The 13,219-nt window shown below is 42.9% G+C and carries 18 protein-coding genes and 1 pseudogene; 18 read left to right on the forward strand and 1 reads right to left on the reverse strand.

Translation table 11 applies throughout. The features are described from left to right. The first annotated feature begins 115 nt into the window (after window positions 1–115). From G608_RS0113840 to G608_RS0113895, 12 genes are all read left to right on the forward strand, one after another. On the forward strand, window positions 116–412 hold the full coding sequence (locus G608_RS0113840) for an STAS domain-containing protein (RefSeq protein ID WP_026496546.1): 297 nt from the start codon (window positions 116–118) through the stop codon (window positions 410–412). A gap of 108 nt (window positions 413–520) precedes the next feature. Continuing rightward, window positions 521–2,107, forward strand: coding sequence for a bifunctional metallophosphatase/5'-nucleotidase (locus G608_RS0113845; protein ID WP_026496547.1), 1,587 nt, complete (start codon window positions 521–523; stop codon window positions 2,105–2,107). Window positions 2,108–2,258: 151 nt separating this feature from the next. Continuing rightward, a complete protein-coding gene (locus G608_RS0113850) occupies window positions 2,259–3,185 on the forward strand; it encodes an aldo/keto reductase (protein WP_026496548.1) in 927 nt (308 codons plus the stop codon). 44 nt (window positions 3,186–3,229) lie between these two features. Beyond that, window positions 3,230–4,360, forward strand: a complete 1,131-nt coding sequence (locus G608_RS0113855) for an aldo/keto reductase (RefSeq protein ID WP_026496549.1) — start codon at window positions 3,230–3,232, stop codon at window positions 4,358–4,360. A 123-nt stretch (window positions 4,361–4,483) separates the two neighbouring features. Next, window positions 4,484–4,885 (forward strand): hypothetical protein, encoded by a 402-nt coding sequence (locus tag G608_RS0113860; protein ID WP_026496550.1) that lies wholly within the window; start codon window positions 4,484–4,486, stop codon window positions 4,883–4,885. A gap of 13 nt (window positions 4,886–4,898) precedes the next feature. After that, complete coding sequence (locus tag G608_RS21235; protein WP_051209357.1) at window positions 4,899–5,825, forward strand: glycoside hydrolase family 43 protein; 927 nt, start codon at window positions 4,899–4,901, stop codon at window positions 5,823–5,825. Between the two features lie 97 nt (window positions 5,826–5,922). Beyond that, window positions 5,923–6,390, forward strand: coding sequence for a cysteine hydrolase family protein (locus tag G608_RS0113870; RefSeq protein WP_026496551.1), 468 nt, complete (start codon window positions 5,923–5,925; stop codon window positions 6,388–6,390). A gap of 293 nt (window positions 6,391–6,683) precedes the next feature. Beyond that, window positions 6,684–6,947 carry a hypothetical protein gene (locus G608_RS0113875; RefSeq protein WP_035793279.1) on the forward strand — a complete coding sequence of 88 codons (264 nt, stop codon included), beginning with the start codon at window positions 6,684–6,686 and terminating at the stop codon, window positions 6,945–6,947. A 106-nt stretch (window positions 6,948–7,053) separates the two neighbouring features. Beyond that, the gene (locus G608_RS0113880) at window positions 7,054–7,839 is read left to right on the forward strand and encodes a class I SAM-dependent methyltransferase (protein WP_026496553.1); all 786 of its coding nucleotides are present in this window, start codon (window positions 7,054–7,056) and stop codon (window positions 7,837–7,839) included. Between the two features lie 26 nt (window positions 7,840–7,865). Further along, window positions 7,866–8,306 carry a GNAT family N-acetyltransferase gene (locus G608_RS0113885; RefSeq protein WP_051209359.1) on the forward strand — a complete coding sequence of 147 codons (441 nt, stop codon included), beginning with the start codon at window positions 7,866–7,868 and terminating at the stop codon, window positions 8,304–8,306. Between the two features lie 29 nt (window positions 8,307–8,335). Further along, window positions 8,336–8,971 carry a YunG family protein gene (locus G608_RS21240; protein WP_242829393.1) on the forward strand — a complete coding sequence of 212 codons (636 nt, stop codon included), beginning with the start codon at window positions 8,336–8,338 and terminating at the stop codon, window positions 8,969–8,971. Between the two features lie 15 nt (window positions 8,972–8,986). Beyond that, window positions 8,987–9,526 (forward strand): histidine phosphatase family protein, encoded by a 540-nt coding sequence (locus G608_RS0113895; RefSeq protein ID WP_026496555.1) that lies wholly within the window; start codon window positions 8,987–8,989, stop codon window positions 9,524–9,526. A gap of 68 nt (window positions 9,527–9,594) precedes the next feature. Here the strand turns inward: G608_RS0113895 and G608_RS0113900 are convergent, their stop codons facing one another. Continuing rightward, window positions 9,595–9,792, reverse strand: coding sequence for a (2Fe-2S)-binding protein (locus G608_RS0113900; RefSeq protein WP_026496556.1), 198 nt, complete (start codon window positions 9,790–9,792; stop codon window positions 9,595–9,597). A gap of 304 nt (window positions 9,793–10,096) precedes the next feature. Here G608_RS0113900 and G608_RS0113905 point away from each other — a divergent pair, with 304 nt between their 5' ends. The 6 genes and pseudogenes from G608_RS0113905 to G608_RS0113935 all read left to right on the forward strand — a co-directional run bounded on the left by G608_RS0113905 (window position 10,097) and on the right by G608_RS0113935 (window position 13,218). Further along, window positions 10,097–10,414: a metallophosphoesterase family protein gene (locus G608_RS0113905; protein ID WP_026496557.1), complete on the forward strand. Its 318-nt coding sequence runs from the start codon at window positions 10,097–10,099 to the stop codon at window positions 10,412–10,414. Between the two features lie 28 nt (window positions 10,415–10,442). Next, complete coding sequence (locus G608_RS0113910; RefSeq protein ID WP_026496558.1) at window positions 10,443–10,988, forward strand: NAD(P)H-dependent oxidoreductase; 546 nt, start codon at window positions 10,443–10,445, stop codon at window positions 10,986–10,988. A 24-nt stretch (window positions 10,989–11,012) separates the two neighbouring features. Next, window positions 11,013–11,183 (forward strand): hypothetical protein, encoded by a 171-nt coding sequence (locus G608_RS23290; protein ID WP_155831034.1) that lies wholly within the window; start codon window positions 11,013–11,015, stop codon window positions 11,181–11,183. A 66-nt stretch (window positions 11,184–11,249) separates the two neighbouring features. After that, a pseudogene (locus G608_RS21245) lies at window positions 11,250–11,627 on the forward strand (DUF554 family protein); the annotation flags it as partial. Window positions 11,628–11,717: 90 nt separating this feature from the next. Next, window positions 11,718–11,912 (forward strand): hypothetical protein, encoded by a 195-nt coding sequence (locus G608_RS0113925; RefSeq protein WP_026496559.1) that lies wholly within the window; start codon window positions 11,718–11,720, stop codon window positions 11,910–11,912. Window positions 11,913–12,339: 427 nt separating this feature from the next. Continuing rightward, a complete protein-coding gene (locus tag G608_RS0113935; protein ID WP_242829394.1) occupies window positions 12,340–13,218 on the forward strand; it encodes an MBL fold metallo-hydrolase in 879 nt (292 codons plus the stop codon). Window position 13,219 lies beyond the last annotated feature (1 nt).

The raw sequence follows: 13,219 nt of genomic DNA on the forward strand, positions 1-13,219 counted from the left end.
TAATGCCTTTAATAGAAATTTAATGAAATATGTCGATTTTTCGCATGGTTTTATTACGTTTTCAAGGTTATAATCTATGTGAGATGAACAATTCCTTGAAAGGAGATACGCAGATATGACGATTAACAAAGCAAAAGACGGTAACAGCTTAAAAGTAGCGATTGAAGGAAGACTTGATACCACAACTGCACCGCAGCTTGAAGAGGAATTAAAAAAATCATACGAAGGCGTAGAAAAGCTGGAGCTTGATTTTTCAAAGCTGGAGTATATTTCATCTGCGGGTCTTCGAGTTCTTTTGTCTGCCCAGAAGGTTATGAATAAGCAGGGCAGCATGGTCATCAAAAATGTTTGCACTGAGATCAGCGAGATTTTCGAGGTGACAGGCTTTAGTGATATTTTGACCATCGAATAATGATATGTGATCAAGAGTCTGAGTGTTGTGCGAAAGCGCTTCACTCAGATTTTTTTTCGCAGGTGAAAGCCTATTTTATGAGTCCATTATTCTATTGAGGAAAATAAAATGAGAATCATTTTCACATCAGACACACACGGTCATGTTTTTCCAATCAATTATGCTACCGGCGATCACGAAAATTCCGGGCTTTTTAGCATCGCAGCCCAGATGGAGGGAGAAAGAGAAAAGGATGGCAACACCCTTGTCATCGACGGCGGTGATAACCTTCAGGGCACGCCTCTTATGGCATATTATTTAAGCCACAGGGATGAATACGATCTAAATCCCATGGCTGAGGGCTTCAATGCCATGGGCCTTGATTACTACACCTTCGGAAACCATGATTTTAACTATGGTTACGAGGCCTTTAAGGATTTTGCAAAGGCCATGAAAGCTACTTTGGTGTGCGCCAATGTAATAGATAAAAGAGGCGAACTTGGAGTAAAAAAACATGTGATCCACACTTTAGAGGATGGCACAAGAGTCGGTATAACAGGCGCGGTTACGGGATATGTGAATGTCTGGGAGCAGGAGAGAAACCTTGCAGAATATGTGGTTGAGGACCCAATAGAAGCTCTGAAAAAAGAGATAGCGGAGCTCGAGGGAAGGTGTGATATCAAGGTCTGCATCTACCATGGTGGCTTCGAGGAGGATCTGACCACAGGCAGTGTACTTTCAGATACGGAGGAAAATCAGGCCTGCAGGATAATCAGAGAGATGGATTTTGACATTATTCTGACGGGGCATCAGCATAAACCCATTGAAGGCGTTGCCATGAGCGGAACCTACGGCGTGCAGCCCCCAGACAAAGCCATGCAGTACTGTGTACTTGACGCTGAATACGTGGGAAGAGATGATAACAGGGCTATTAAGGGCAGAACTATAACACATAGCGGCTTTAGTGTTATGTCATTCCTTATTCCGGTGGAGGCGCACTACGCTGATTTTGAAAAGCTTCAGGCAGCAAATCCCGGACTGAAGAAGATGAACGAGGATTTGCAGATATGGCTTGATGAGCCGATAGGCAGGCTTGAAAAGGAGATAGCGCCGGAACAAAAGCTTGAATGCGCATTAAATGGCAGTAAGGTTGCGGCGATTTTTAATCAGGTTCAGTTGGAGTTTACAGGAGCAGATTTTTCCTGCTCAAGTATTTCAAATGAGCCCATGGGACTGCCTGAAAAACTCACGATTAGGGATATATTAAACATTTATCCCTTTGCCAATACAGAGGTTGTTAAGGAGGTGACGAAGGCGGATATTAAGGAGGCTTTGGAGCGGGCCGCAGAGTACTTTGAGATAGATGAAAAAACAGGGGAGCTATGCGTATCGGAGGCCTTTTTAAAGCCTAAGGTTGAGCACTACAACTATGATTTTTTCGCAGGACTTTGGTATGAGTTTGATATATCAAGACCTGTGGGAGACAGAGTCGTAATGCTGAAAAAGCTGGATGGAACAGCGCTTTCGGATGACGCGAAATATACTCTTGTCACCAACAACTACAGGGCCACGGGAACCGGCGGCTACAAGAGTATTGCAAGATGTAAGACCATAAGGAGCTATACGGAGGAAATGCCGGATCTGCTCATTGATTTTATAAAGAGGCATTCACCTGTAGGGGAGATTGTAAACTGTAAATATACGGTTAGATACTGATTACATTTTATCGGAAGCAATGGAAAGACGCTGGCCCAAAACTATCACAACAAAAAATGATAATACCCATTTCAATCCGTAATAAGTAAGCATTCCTGTAATTTGTTAGCATAAATTGTGCACATTTGACTTAAAGACAGGAGGAAAAATCATGGAATATATAAATATAGCTAATGGGCCTCAGAATGTCTCAAGAATCATTCTTGGATGCATGAGAATGCCTGCACTTGACGTAGATGGTGCCGCTAAAATCATTAAAACCGCATCAGAAGCCGGCATCAATTTCTTTGATCATGCCACATGCTACGGCGACGGCGAGGCAGAGACCCGTTTTGGTGATGCTTTCCCGCTTACAGGCCTTAAGAGAGAGGACATCTATATTCAGAGTAAGTGCGGACTTCATTTTGACCGCCAGGAATTTGACTGGAGTAAGGAAGATATTTTAAGCAGTGTTGACGGCATTCTTGCAAGACTTAAGACTGACTATCTTGACGCGCTCCTGCTTCATCGCCCGGATCTTCTTTTTGATCCTGAGGAAGTGGCAGAGGCCTTTGACAAGCTCCATTCAGAGGGAAAGGTAAGACATTTTGGTGTCAGCAACGTTACTCCCGGTCAGCTTGAGCTTTTGAAAAAATATGTTAAACAGCCTCTTGTTTTCAATCAGCTGCAGTTTTCACTTGATCAGACACAGCTTATAGATACTGTGCTATACTTAAACAATAAGACAACAGACCGTTCAATCGACAGAGATAACGGCATTCTGGATTACTGCAGACTTAACGATATTACTATTCAGGCTTGGTCACCTCTGCAGATCGGCATGTTCCGGGGATGCTTCGTTGATCATCCTGATTTCCCTGAGCTTAATGCAGCACTTGCAAAGATCGGCGATAAGTATGGAATTTCCAAGACCGCTGTTGCAATCGCATGGATTTTAAGGCACCCTGCAAAGATGCAGGCTATCGCAGGCACCATGAATCCCGCACATCTCAAGGATATCTGTGATGCAACAAAGGCTAATCTTACTCACCACGAGTGGTATGAACTGTATCTTGCATCAGGCAAGTTTTTACCGTAAAAAGATAATAAACGCAGAAATAAGCGTAGGTTGGAGGACTATATATGGATAATTCATTTCCGGAGATTAAAAAATTATTTGGCTTTGGCTGCATGAGACTGCCGATGAAGGGCACAGAGGTAGATATCGAGCAGTTTAAGCAGATGGCAGATTACTTCATCGATAACGGTTTTAACTACTTTGACACCGCACACGGCTATATCGATGGAAAATCAGAAAAAGCAGTTAAGGTGGCTGTTTCAGACAGATACCCCAGAGAAAAATTCCTTCTGGCAGACAAGCTGACTGAGCCCTATTTCAGCAAGGAAGAGGATATCAGACCCTTCTTTCGGAGCCAGCTTGAGCTTTGCGGCGTAGAGTATTTTGATTTTTATCTGATGCATGCGCAGAATGCCAAGAATTTCGAGCATTTCAAGAAGTGCAGAGCTTATGAGACGGCATTTGACCTGAAAAAAGAAGGCAAAATAAGACACGTAGGTCTGTCCTTCCATGATAGCGCTGATGTTCTGGACAAGATTCTGACAACCTATCCTGATGTTGAGTTTGTTCAGATTCAGTTCAACTATCTCGACTATGAAGATCCCGGCGTTCAGAGCCGCAAGTGCCTTGAGGTTTGCAAAAAGCATGGCAAGCCCGTAGTTGTAATGGAGCCTGTAAAGGGCGGAAGCCTTGTAAATCTTCCTGAAGCAGCTCAGAAGGTATATGATGAGACCGGTTCAGGCTTATCAAATGCCAGCTACGCTATCAGATTCGCAGCCACACAGGAAGGTATCAGAGTTGTTCTTTCCGGCATGAGCGATTTCGAGCAGATGAAGGACAATGTATCCTTCATGAAGGATTTTAAGCCTCTTGATGAGAACGAGTTTGGCGCTATCGCTAAGGTTACAGGCATCTACAAGGGCCTTGATACAATTCCCTGCACAGCATGTCATTACTGCGTTGAGCAGAATCATTGCCCCATGAACATCATGATTCCGGAGATTTTCTCCTGCATGAACACCAGAAAGATCTTCAACGACTGGAACCAGAAGATGTACTACGAAAACGTAATTACATCCGGCGATAAGGGTAAAGCAAGTGCCTGCATCGAGTGCGGCGGCTGCGAAAATGCCTGCCCTCAGCACCTGGAGATCCGCGCTCTGCTTAAGGACGTTGCCAAGGAATTTGAGGGTTGATAAGGGGAAGTCTTAATATCAAATAAATAGCACAATCTGAGCAGTACATGACTATTAGTGAATAGTGTACTGCTCTTTTTGTGGGTATAATTAGGGTGACTTTAATGTATTGGAGGTTTTTGTATGGGAAATTGGGGCGATGATACAGATTTTGAGGTAAAGGCGCTGAAGGACTATGAGGGTCGCTTTACTATCAATTTTAAGAAGATATTTATGGACGTGGATGAGATTTCGGAAAAGACCTTGGAGGTTACCGACAAGCATCCCAAGGATTCGCTTATGAAGCTGTGGGCAGGAACAATGGTGGGAATGTTCATCTTTTTCCTGTTTTCATATCAGGTGTTTGCCCTTGTCATGATCCCGATAATTGCGTTCTATCTTATAGCACTGGTTCGAATCTACAAGTGTTGGAAGAGCTTTAAATACAGCCCTGCGCAGTTCTGGCTCATGAGTATCGCCGCAATTTGCGTTCTGCTGGTGGTTTCTCAGGTTCTGCAGCGATTCCTGGTTAATACATTATTTTAAGGAGAATGACTCAATGGGAGATAAGAATTTTTGTGAAAATCCGATTATAAAAAACATCTATACCGCAGATCCCGCGCCGATGGTTTTGGGAGATACTCTTTATCTTTACACAACTCATGACGAGGATGAGCTTATTAACGATTTCTACACAATGAAGGACTGGCGCTGTTTTTCCACCACTGATATGGTGAATTGGACTGATCACGGCGTTATTTTTTCACTGGATGACATTGAGTGGGCAGATGACAGAGCCTGGGCGCCTCAGGCGGTAGAGAGAAATGGTAAATTCTACCTCTATTGCCCTGTTCATAAGAAAAACGGAGGAATGGCCATAGCTGTTGGCGTTTCCGATAATCCGGCAGGCCCCTTTAAGGATCTGGGTCATCCCCTTGTGGATGAAGGGGACTGGAATGACATAGATCCTACGGTTTTCATTGATGATGACGGACAGGCTTACCTTTATTTCGGTAATCCGGAGCTGCGCTATGTTCTGCTGAATGAGGACATGATCTCTTATGATGAAAAGGTGGGCGTTGTAAAGATTCCCATGACGGAGGAGGCTTTTGCGAAGGGTAGCCATGACACAGGCACCTCCTATGGTGAAGGCCCCTGGTTCTATAAAAGGGACGGCCTTTATTACATGGTTTATGCGGCCTTCGGAGTAGATAAAAGGGATGAGCATCTGGCCTATTCAACCTCAGTATCACCCACAGGTCCCTGGGTTTACGGGGGCGTTCTCATGACAGAGGAGGGCGGCGTTTTCACCAATCATCCCGGTATTGCCGATTTTAAGGGGCATTCATACCTCTTTTATCACACAGGAGATCTGCCCGGGGGAAGCCTTTTCCACAGAAGCGTCTGCGTGGCAGAGTTTTCCTATAACGCCGACGGTTCCAGCGATACAATCGATAAATGCGGCGGAGTAAGCAAGATTCAGTAGATTTTTTCTTGTAAAAATGCATGCATAGGGATAGAATTTAAGGTAAGTATCAATAAAAGCAGCAATGAACAGGTAAACGGATTAGAGAGGGGGACTAATGAGGGCACTTGTAGTCATTGACATGCAGGAAAAGTATCTTGATGAGTACGACGACGGACTTTTGAAAAGTATAAATCGCAAGATTCGTCTGGCGCACGAAGAAGAGGATGTTTCCATTGTTTATGTGAAAAATGTTGGGGTAACCGGAAGCAGAGCCGGGTATGAGCTTTCTGATGGTCTGCTTTTGGTGTCTAATCTTGTGTATGAAAAGGATGAACCCAGCGCTTTTTCATCAAAAGCTTTTACTGATAAAATTAAATGTCTGAAAGCCACAGAGCTTGAGCTTGTGGGCGTTGACGGCAGCTCATGCATCGCGAAAACAGCCATGGATGCCATAAAATACGGCTATAAGACCAAGATCGTCAAGTCCTGTGTCGGCGCCAGAGATGAGAAAATCTACGAAAAGGTGCTTGAAGAGCTTGAGGAAGCGGGAGTTACGGTTTTATCCTCAGGATCAGGCAAATAGAATAAATGGAAAAAGAAAACTATGCTAAGCTGTTGGCACAATTTTAATGAATATAGCTGTCTCTGAAAATGAATCAGGGACAGCTTTTTTACGGCACCATGTGCCTTTCGGGCGATGGAGTCCAATAAATTTCCCAGTACAATATTTAGTGGTTGCAAAACAGAACATACATTCGTATAATTAGAGACACAAACAGAACAATTGTTCACCATGCATGGGTTTTACATTGATTCGGGGTATGCAGTGTGCACAGGGCATGCCTTAGTTTCGGAATGGCAGGTGATAGCAGTATTATGGCTAAGAGAATAGGTTATAAGGTTTATGTGGATACGACTGTACGGTTCTCGTCTGACGGGGAGATTAGGCCGTTGTCCATTGTATGGGAGGATGGCAGGAGGTATGAGATCACAAGGGTCAAGGACTGCGTTCCGGGAGCCAGCAGACGTGCAGGCGGAGCAGGGCTTGTCTATACATGTATCGTAGATGGAAAAGAGGTACATTTGTATTTTGAGGACTGTCCCGGGGGAGCAAAATGGTTCCTTGAATCAAAGGCGTGACAGCCTTGAAAAGTTTTGGGGTGACAAATTTTTAAAATATGTTTGACCTTGCCCTTAGGGAATACTTTATGCTTTAAACACAATAATAAAAAGCGAGGTTAAGAAAATGCAGATTGGTAGTTCAAACGATTCAAAGGCAGTAAAGGAGCAGTACTCATCATCAAAGGGGATAAATACGAGATTATCATTTCATGACAAGTGCTCCACGAATAAGCAGGGATATGGTAATTGGATTGTATCGAATTATGAGATCACGGAAGGCATGAAGGTTTTGGAGCTTGGCTGCGGAACCGGCAGCATTTGGATGGGGCGTGATGATCTTATAAGGAAATGCGATTTGCTGATGCTTACTGACTTGTCCGAGGCCATGCTTGAAAGTGCCAGAAATAATATTGGTGAAAGAGACAATGTTGAGTATAAGCAGGCTGATATTCAGAATCTTCCTTTCGAGGATGGGGCGTTTGACGTAGTTATCGCACATTCTATGCTCTATCATGTTCCGGATCTTTCCCGGGGAATCCGCGAGGTCAGAAGAGTTCTGAAGGATGGCGGTACGTTTTACTGTGCAACCCTTGGTGAAAATAATTTTACCGATAAGCTTGCAGAGTGGTTCGAGCTTAGCGGAGAAAACTTTAACCCTAATCACAATTTTACGCTTCAGAATGGCGGAGCGAAGCTGAAGGCTGCATTTTCCGATGTCAGAGAAGTATTTTACGAGGATTCACTTCATGTAACTGATATAGAGGATCTTGTGGAGTATCTGCGAAGTCTGGCATCCTTCAAAGCCATAATCGATCTTCCTGTTGAGAATATCAGAAGAATACTTAAGGAACATGTCAAAGATGGTGCGATTGACTTACCTAAAGATTATGGTATGTTTATTTCTAAATGATAAAGCAGGAGCGTATTTAACAAACAATGGAATACAGAATAATGACAGAAGACGACCTGCAGTATGTAGCAGAGAAATACACAGAATACTACAACACTGTAGAGGAATGCTGCTGGACATATGAGAAAGCATATAAGAGAATCCATCAGGTTTTAACTATGGAGGATTCCATGTGTATGGTTCAGACAGATCAGGAAGGAAATATAACCGGATATCTTATGGGATATTTCAAGGAATATGATGATATACGGGGCTATTTTCTTGAGGAAATCGTGATATTTATGGGCCATCAGGGAAAAGGCTACGGCACAGCTTTCATGAAGCATTTAGAAGAGATAGCCAGAGAGAACGGGGCTTCTATAGTTGAGCTTAGCAGCGTAAATGATGAAATGCATGAGAAATTCTATTCCGGTTTAGGCTTTTATCCCGCTGATAACTTTGTACTGATGAGTAAGTTCATGGAATAAATGCTAAGAGGAATGACAAGGAGAGAAACATGGAAGTGGAATTAAAGAGGACTTATAAATTTTACGGATGGCAGGATGCCGATAAGGTTGCTCCCAAGACCCCGGGATATGAGAAGATAAAAGATCTCAGATTCATGTATGACATTATGACCGAGATTTGGTGCAGGGAGACCTGTGCACCCAGGATGAGAGATGATTGGACTAAGGAAAACATGACACTTGGACAGTGTTCCATCACGGCATTTCTCATTCAGGATATATTTGGCGGAGAGGTTTACGGAACAGAGCTTGAAGACGGAAACTTCCATTGCTACAACGTGATTGATGGAATGACCTTTGATCTTACCAGTGAGCAGTTTGGGGATGAGGTTCTTAATTATGAGAACAATCCGGCCCAGCTTAGGGAAGTGCATTTCGGAAAAGAAGAGAAGCATGAAAGATATCTGTATCTTAAGGCGGAGCTTGGTAAAAAACTGGATAAATTATCGATGCTTGAGCTCATAGATAAGGCTGCGAAAGGCAGCATAGATGCTGCATCTGAGCTTGCTGAAGCGTACTTTACAGGTAAGTATGGAGACAAGAATCCGGCCAAAGCTAAGAAATGGGCAGGCTATGCTGCTAAAAAGGGAAGCACTCTTGCAGCGGAGCTGTTATCCAAGCTTTGATAAGGGAGATATTGAATGAGTGATCATTTTTATTTTGTAAGGCATGGCGAAACTGTATGGAACGTGGAGAACAAAATCTGCGGAGCCACAGACATAGCACTTACAGATAGAGGACATAAGCAGGCTATAGAGACCGGGGAGAAGATTCTTTCGGAAGGAATAAAGGCGGATGAGATTCTTTCATCACCGCTTGTGAGAGCTTCCGAAACAGCACGCCATATATCAGAGATGACAGGAATTCCAATGAGGATTGAACAGCGGCTGATAGAGCAGAATTTTGGCAGGTATGAGTCCACACCCAGGGACGGAGCAGAATTCCATGAAGCCAAAAAGCATATGGCAAGCAGGTTTTCCACAGGTGAATCCATGATGCAGCTGGCACAGAGGATATATAATCTCCTTGATGACATAAGGGATGATGATAAGACCTATATCCTTGTGGCACATAACGGCATAGCAAGGATTGTGGAATCCTACTTCAGGGAGATGGATAACGAGGAGTTTTCAAGCTTCGGCATAAAGAATTGTGAGATAAGAAGATACGATTTTGACTAATATTTTGTTGTGAAAAGGTATGGGGAAATTGCTCTATAGAGCATTGGTGCGGAGAAATGGTTTAGGAATCAGGATTCGTAATCCTCAGGAAACATCAGGATATCGCGAACCATAGTGCTGATGAAATCGCGGCATTGTCCGCAGCCGGTACTGCACCCGGTGACCTCCTGGACTTTTTCGAAGGTGTCAGCGCCGCCTTTTACGGCATCAAGGATCATTCCATAGTTGACATTTTTGCAGTGGCAGGCTATTTTTTCACGTTTCATACAGGACCTCCTTGATATATGTTGGAATCAGTATAGCAGATTCAGAAAACTCTTTCATCAGATTCTTTATAGCGTGAATAAATCTTTCAAAAGTGGCTGTTTTTGGTAATTCTGCTAATAGGAATCAGTCATTATCACAAGTTAAAATGTTTCTACAGGACGAGGAATTACAAAAACTTCAAATAATTATTTTTTAGAGGCCAGGCAGTGCTTGAGATTTTCTCAGTATTGTCTGGTCTCGCCAATTAGTGGGGCATAATTTATAATAGAGTGAGGACTACAGTAATCCGCAGGGGTGATTATTATGAACATGAGCAAAATCCTTGTAATATCTGATTCACATGGTTATTCAAACCTCGCCAGAAAAGTAATTGAAAAGGAGTATCCCTTTGATTTTCTAGTACATTGCGGAGATGTGCAGGGAGCAATTGCCGATATAGTTCTTTTTGGTCACACACATTATGCAGAGATCATAAAGGACAAAGAGACCGGCATTGTACTGGTAAATCCGGGTACCATCTGTTATCAACAGTTTAGCAGCGATAAAGCCACTTATGCAGTTATAACCGTAACTGATGATTACGAGATAATTCCGGAGATAAAGGAAATAGAAGCACTATAGTTCACCGTTTAAGGAAAAGGAGAATTCTATGATTTTATTTGTTAACGCTTGTGTTCGCAAGCAATCAAGAACATTCATATTGGCTAAGAAACTTTTAAGCACCTTAGAGGGCGAAATAAAAGAAATCCGTCTTGAAGACGTTGATTTTCCTGTGGTTGATGAAGAGTTCATAAATCATCGAGAAGAACTTAAGAACGCCGGAAAATACGATGATCCTATGTTTTCTCTTGGTAGGGATTTTGCGGCTGCAGACACAATAGTCATAGCTGCTCCTTATTATGACCTTTCTTTTCCTGCTATGCTTAAGCAGTTTTTTGAACAGATCAATGTCCTTGGGCTGACCTTTACATATGCGGAAACAGGCATACCTACAGGCTTATGTAAAGCCGATAAGCTGTATTATGTAACAACCGCCGGAGGGCCGATTTTATCTGATGAGCTGGGATTTGGCTATGTAAAAGCTCTTGCCAATAATTTTTATGGAATAGACGAGGTATACCAACTTAAGGCAGAGGGATTGGATGTTGTCGGGGCAGATGTGGACGCGATTCTTGAGGCTGCCCACGTAGAATGATGTAAACAGGATTGGGGGGTTACGATGAACAGATCAGAATTGTTTGCAAGTATTCTAATGGAAAAGAACGATGAAAAGCTTCATAAGCTTATAGAAGATATGTCTGAACGCGATGCCAAATACATGCTTCTTACTCTTACAAGAACTGTTCAGAAGCATGCACCGGCAGGAATGCTGGAGACTTTGTCACTATAAAAGGGGATGTCATGCCTTCAGGTGATGAGGGATTTATAAGGAAATAAGTTATGTTGGGAACAATATGTAACGGCTTCGCTTACGGTTTGCATAGGAGCAATGGCAATTGTCGGAGCAATTCAGGATGGTATAAGCGGTGACTATTCAACTCTTGCAATAAAGGCTGTGCTGGATTTCATCATAGTCGCAATTATGACGGCATCTATGGGAAAAGGCTGCGCATTTTCTGTAATTCCGGTGTTTATCCTGGAAGGATCCATAACCCTTTTGGCAAAGCTTGTAGCACCGATTATGACTGAGACAGCGATATCGAATCTGTCACTTGTGGGATCAGTGTTGATTTTCTGCGTTGGAGTAAATCTTGTCTGGGGCAAAAAGGTAAGAGTTGCCAACATGCTTCCTGCGCTGATTGTGGCAGTAATTGCTGCATATATACCAATATGATAAATCAGTGTAGATTTGACCGTTTCTGGTGTAGGAACGGTCATTTTTCATGTTTCGGAGTAAATTATTCTCAGAAGGAGGGTAATAGAGATGGAAAGTGAAAGAATTAAAGAGATGAAGGCAGAGATTTCAAAGCTAAATGCACTTGCAGCAACGCTTCTCTATGCTTCATCAGTATTTCAGATAGCAGATAAACATTTTGGACTGGGAGCAGTTTTCTTTGCAGCGGCCACCTGTTTTGCGGCATCTGCACGTTTGAACCGTAAAATGTCGAAGCAAAAATGATTTAATTCCATATTTTTTCATGAAAATTTGCTTCACGCAATATGCCATTTTTCATGAAAAAACAGATTTATAAATTCATGTTTTGTAAGTTTTATGGATAATTAAAAAACACACGATATTGTTAATGACGTGCGGCCCCTTCTATGATATATATAGTCATACAAAGAGCGGAGAACGGAGGGAACAATGGCTGATACAAACGATATGGCACTGCTTTCTCAGGAAGAGATCGATAAGCTGATTAAAAAGATGGAAGAGGAGAAAAACTCCTAAGAAAGATTTGGCGGTAGAAATGAATTTCTACCGTCTTTTTTTGGCCCATGGGCCATTACTAACCCCGTCCCCTGGTCCTATGCAAAAGCCCATAAAGAGTCTATAGTAAAGAAAAGTAATGAGGTAACGGATACAGCACATATAGGGGATTAAAATGAAAAAACTTTATGCTATTTTGGTACTTATGTTTTTCATACTTATAACTGCCTGTGGTGAAAAAGGTCAGGTCATGGATGGCGATGGAATGATTCAAACGTTTGAATATACACAGATATCGCAGGACGAGGCCAAGGAGATGATGGCAAAGGATGAACCGAGTACAGATAGTAATGAAATGCAGGATCAGGATGCTCTTCCGGTAACGGAAGAAGCCACCGATAACAATAGCACATATGCAGAAAACGGAGGAGATGACATGGGAGCAGCAAAACTTTTGTACCAGGGACACGCAAGCATGAGGATTACTACAGCTGAGGGAAAAGTGATCTATGTGGATCCTTTTGCCGGGGAAGGCTATGATGTACCGGCAGATTTGATACTTATGACACACAGCCACTATGATCACACCCAGACAGATGAGATAGCTGCAAAGAATCCGGACTGCGAGACTATTTCATGGGTTGAGGCCTTAAGCGGAGGACAGCATCAGAACTTTGATCTTGGATATGTAAAGGTTGAAGCTGTGGAAGCAGGCTACAACAAGAATCATGACGTTAATGAATGTGTGGGTTTTATCCTTACTTTTTCAAATGGAGTGACACTGTATCTGTCCGGAGATACTTCCACAACACCTCAGATGAAGGATTTGGCGGAGAGGAATTTGGATTATGCATTTTTCTGCTGCGACGGTGTTTACAATATGGATGTACAGGAAGCAATTGAGTGCGCTAAAACCGTAGGCGCAAAGCACAACATTCCCTATCACATGATCCCTGCAGATAAGACCAACTGCTTTGATCAGTCTGTAGCAGAAAGCTTTGATGTTCCCGGAAGAATAATTGTTAAACCCGGCGAAGAGCTGGTGCTTGAATAGC

The organism is Butyrivibrio sp. WCD3002, from assembly GCF_000424265.1.
Lineage (GTDB): Bacteria > Bacillota > Clostridia > Lachnospirales > Lachnospiraceae > Butyrivibrio.

Coding starts and splice junctions, on each gene's coding strand:
- G608_RS0113840 (WP_026496546.1), top strand. CDS start 116: ATGACGATTAACAAAGCAAAAGACGGTAACAGCTTAAAAGTAGCGATT.
- G608_RS0113845 (WP_026496547.1), top strand. CDS start 521: ATGAGAATCATTTTCACATCAGACACACACGGTCATGTTTTTCCAATC.
- G608_RS0113850 (WP_026496548.1), top strand. CDS start 2,259: ATGGAATATATAAATATAGCTAATGGGCCTCAGAATGTCTCAAGAATC.
- G608_RS0113855 (WP_026496549.1), top strand. CDS start 3,230: ATGGATAATTCATTTCCGGAGATTAAAAAATTATTTGGCTTTGGCTGC.
- G608_RS0113860 (WP_026496550.1), top strand. CDS start 4,484: ATGGGAAATTGGGGCGATGATACAGATTTTGAGGTAAAGGCGCTGAAG.
- G608_RS21235 (WP_051209357.1), top strand. CDS start 4,899: ATGGGAGATAAGAATTTTTGTGAAAATCCGATTATAAAAAACATCTAT.
- G608_RS0113870 (WP_026496551.1), top strand. CDS start 5,923: ATGAGGGCACTTGTAGTCATTGACATGCAGGAAAAGTATCTTGATGAG.
- G608_RS0113875 (WP_035793279.1), top strand. CDS start 6,684: ATGGCTAAGAGAATAGGTTATAAGGTTTATGTGGATACGACTGTACGG.
- G608_RS0113880 (WP_026496553.1), top strand. CDS start 7,054: ATGCAGATTGGTAGTTCAAACGATTCAAAGGCAGTAAAGGAGCAGTAC.
- G608_RS0113885 (WP_051209359.1), top strand. CDS start 7,866: ATGGAATACAGAATAATGACAGAAGACGACCTGCAGTATGTAGCAGAG.
- G608_RS21240 (WP_242829393.1), top strand. CDS start 8,336: ATGGAAGTGGAATTAAAGAGGACTTATAAATTTTACGGATGGCAGGAT.
- G608_RS0113895 (WP_026496555.1), top strand. CDS start 8,987: ATGAGTGATCATTTTTATTTTGTAAGGCATGGCGAAACTGTATGGAAC.
- G608_RS0113900 (WP_026496556.1), bottom strand. CDS start 9,792: ATGAAACGTGAAAAAATAGCCTGCCACTGCAAAAATGTCAACTATGGA.
- G608_RS0113905 (WP_026496557.1), top strand. CDS start 10,097: ATGAACATGAGCAAAATCCTTGTAATATCTGATTCACATGGTTATTCA.
- G608_RS0113910 (WP_026496558.1), top strand. CDS start 10,443: ATGATTTTATTTGTTAACGCTTGTGTTCGCAAGCAATCAAGAACATTC.
- G608_RS23290 (WP_155831034.1), top strand. CDS start 11,013: ATGAACAGATCAGAATTGTTTGCAAGTATTCTAATGGAAAAGAACGAT.
- G608_RS0113925 (WP_026496559.1), top strand. CDS start 11,718: ATGGAAAGTGAAAGAATTAAAGAGATGAAGGCAGAGATTTCAAAGCTA.
- G608_RS0113935 (WP_242829394.1), top strand. CDS start 12,340: ATGAAAAAACTTTATGCTATTTTGGTACTTATGTTTTTCATACTTATA.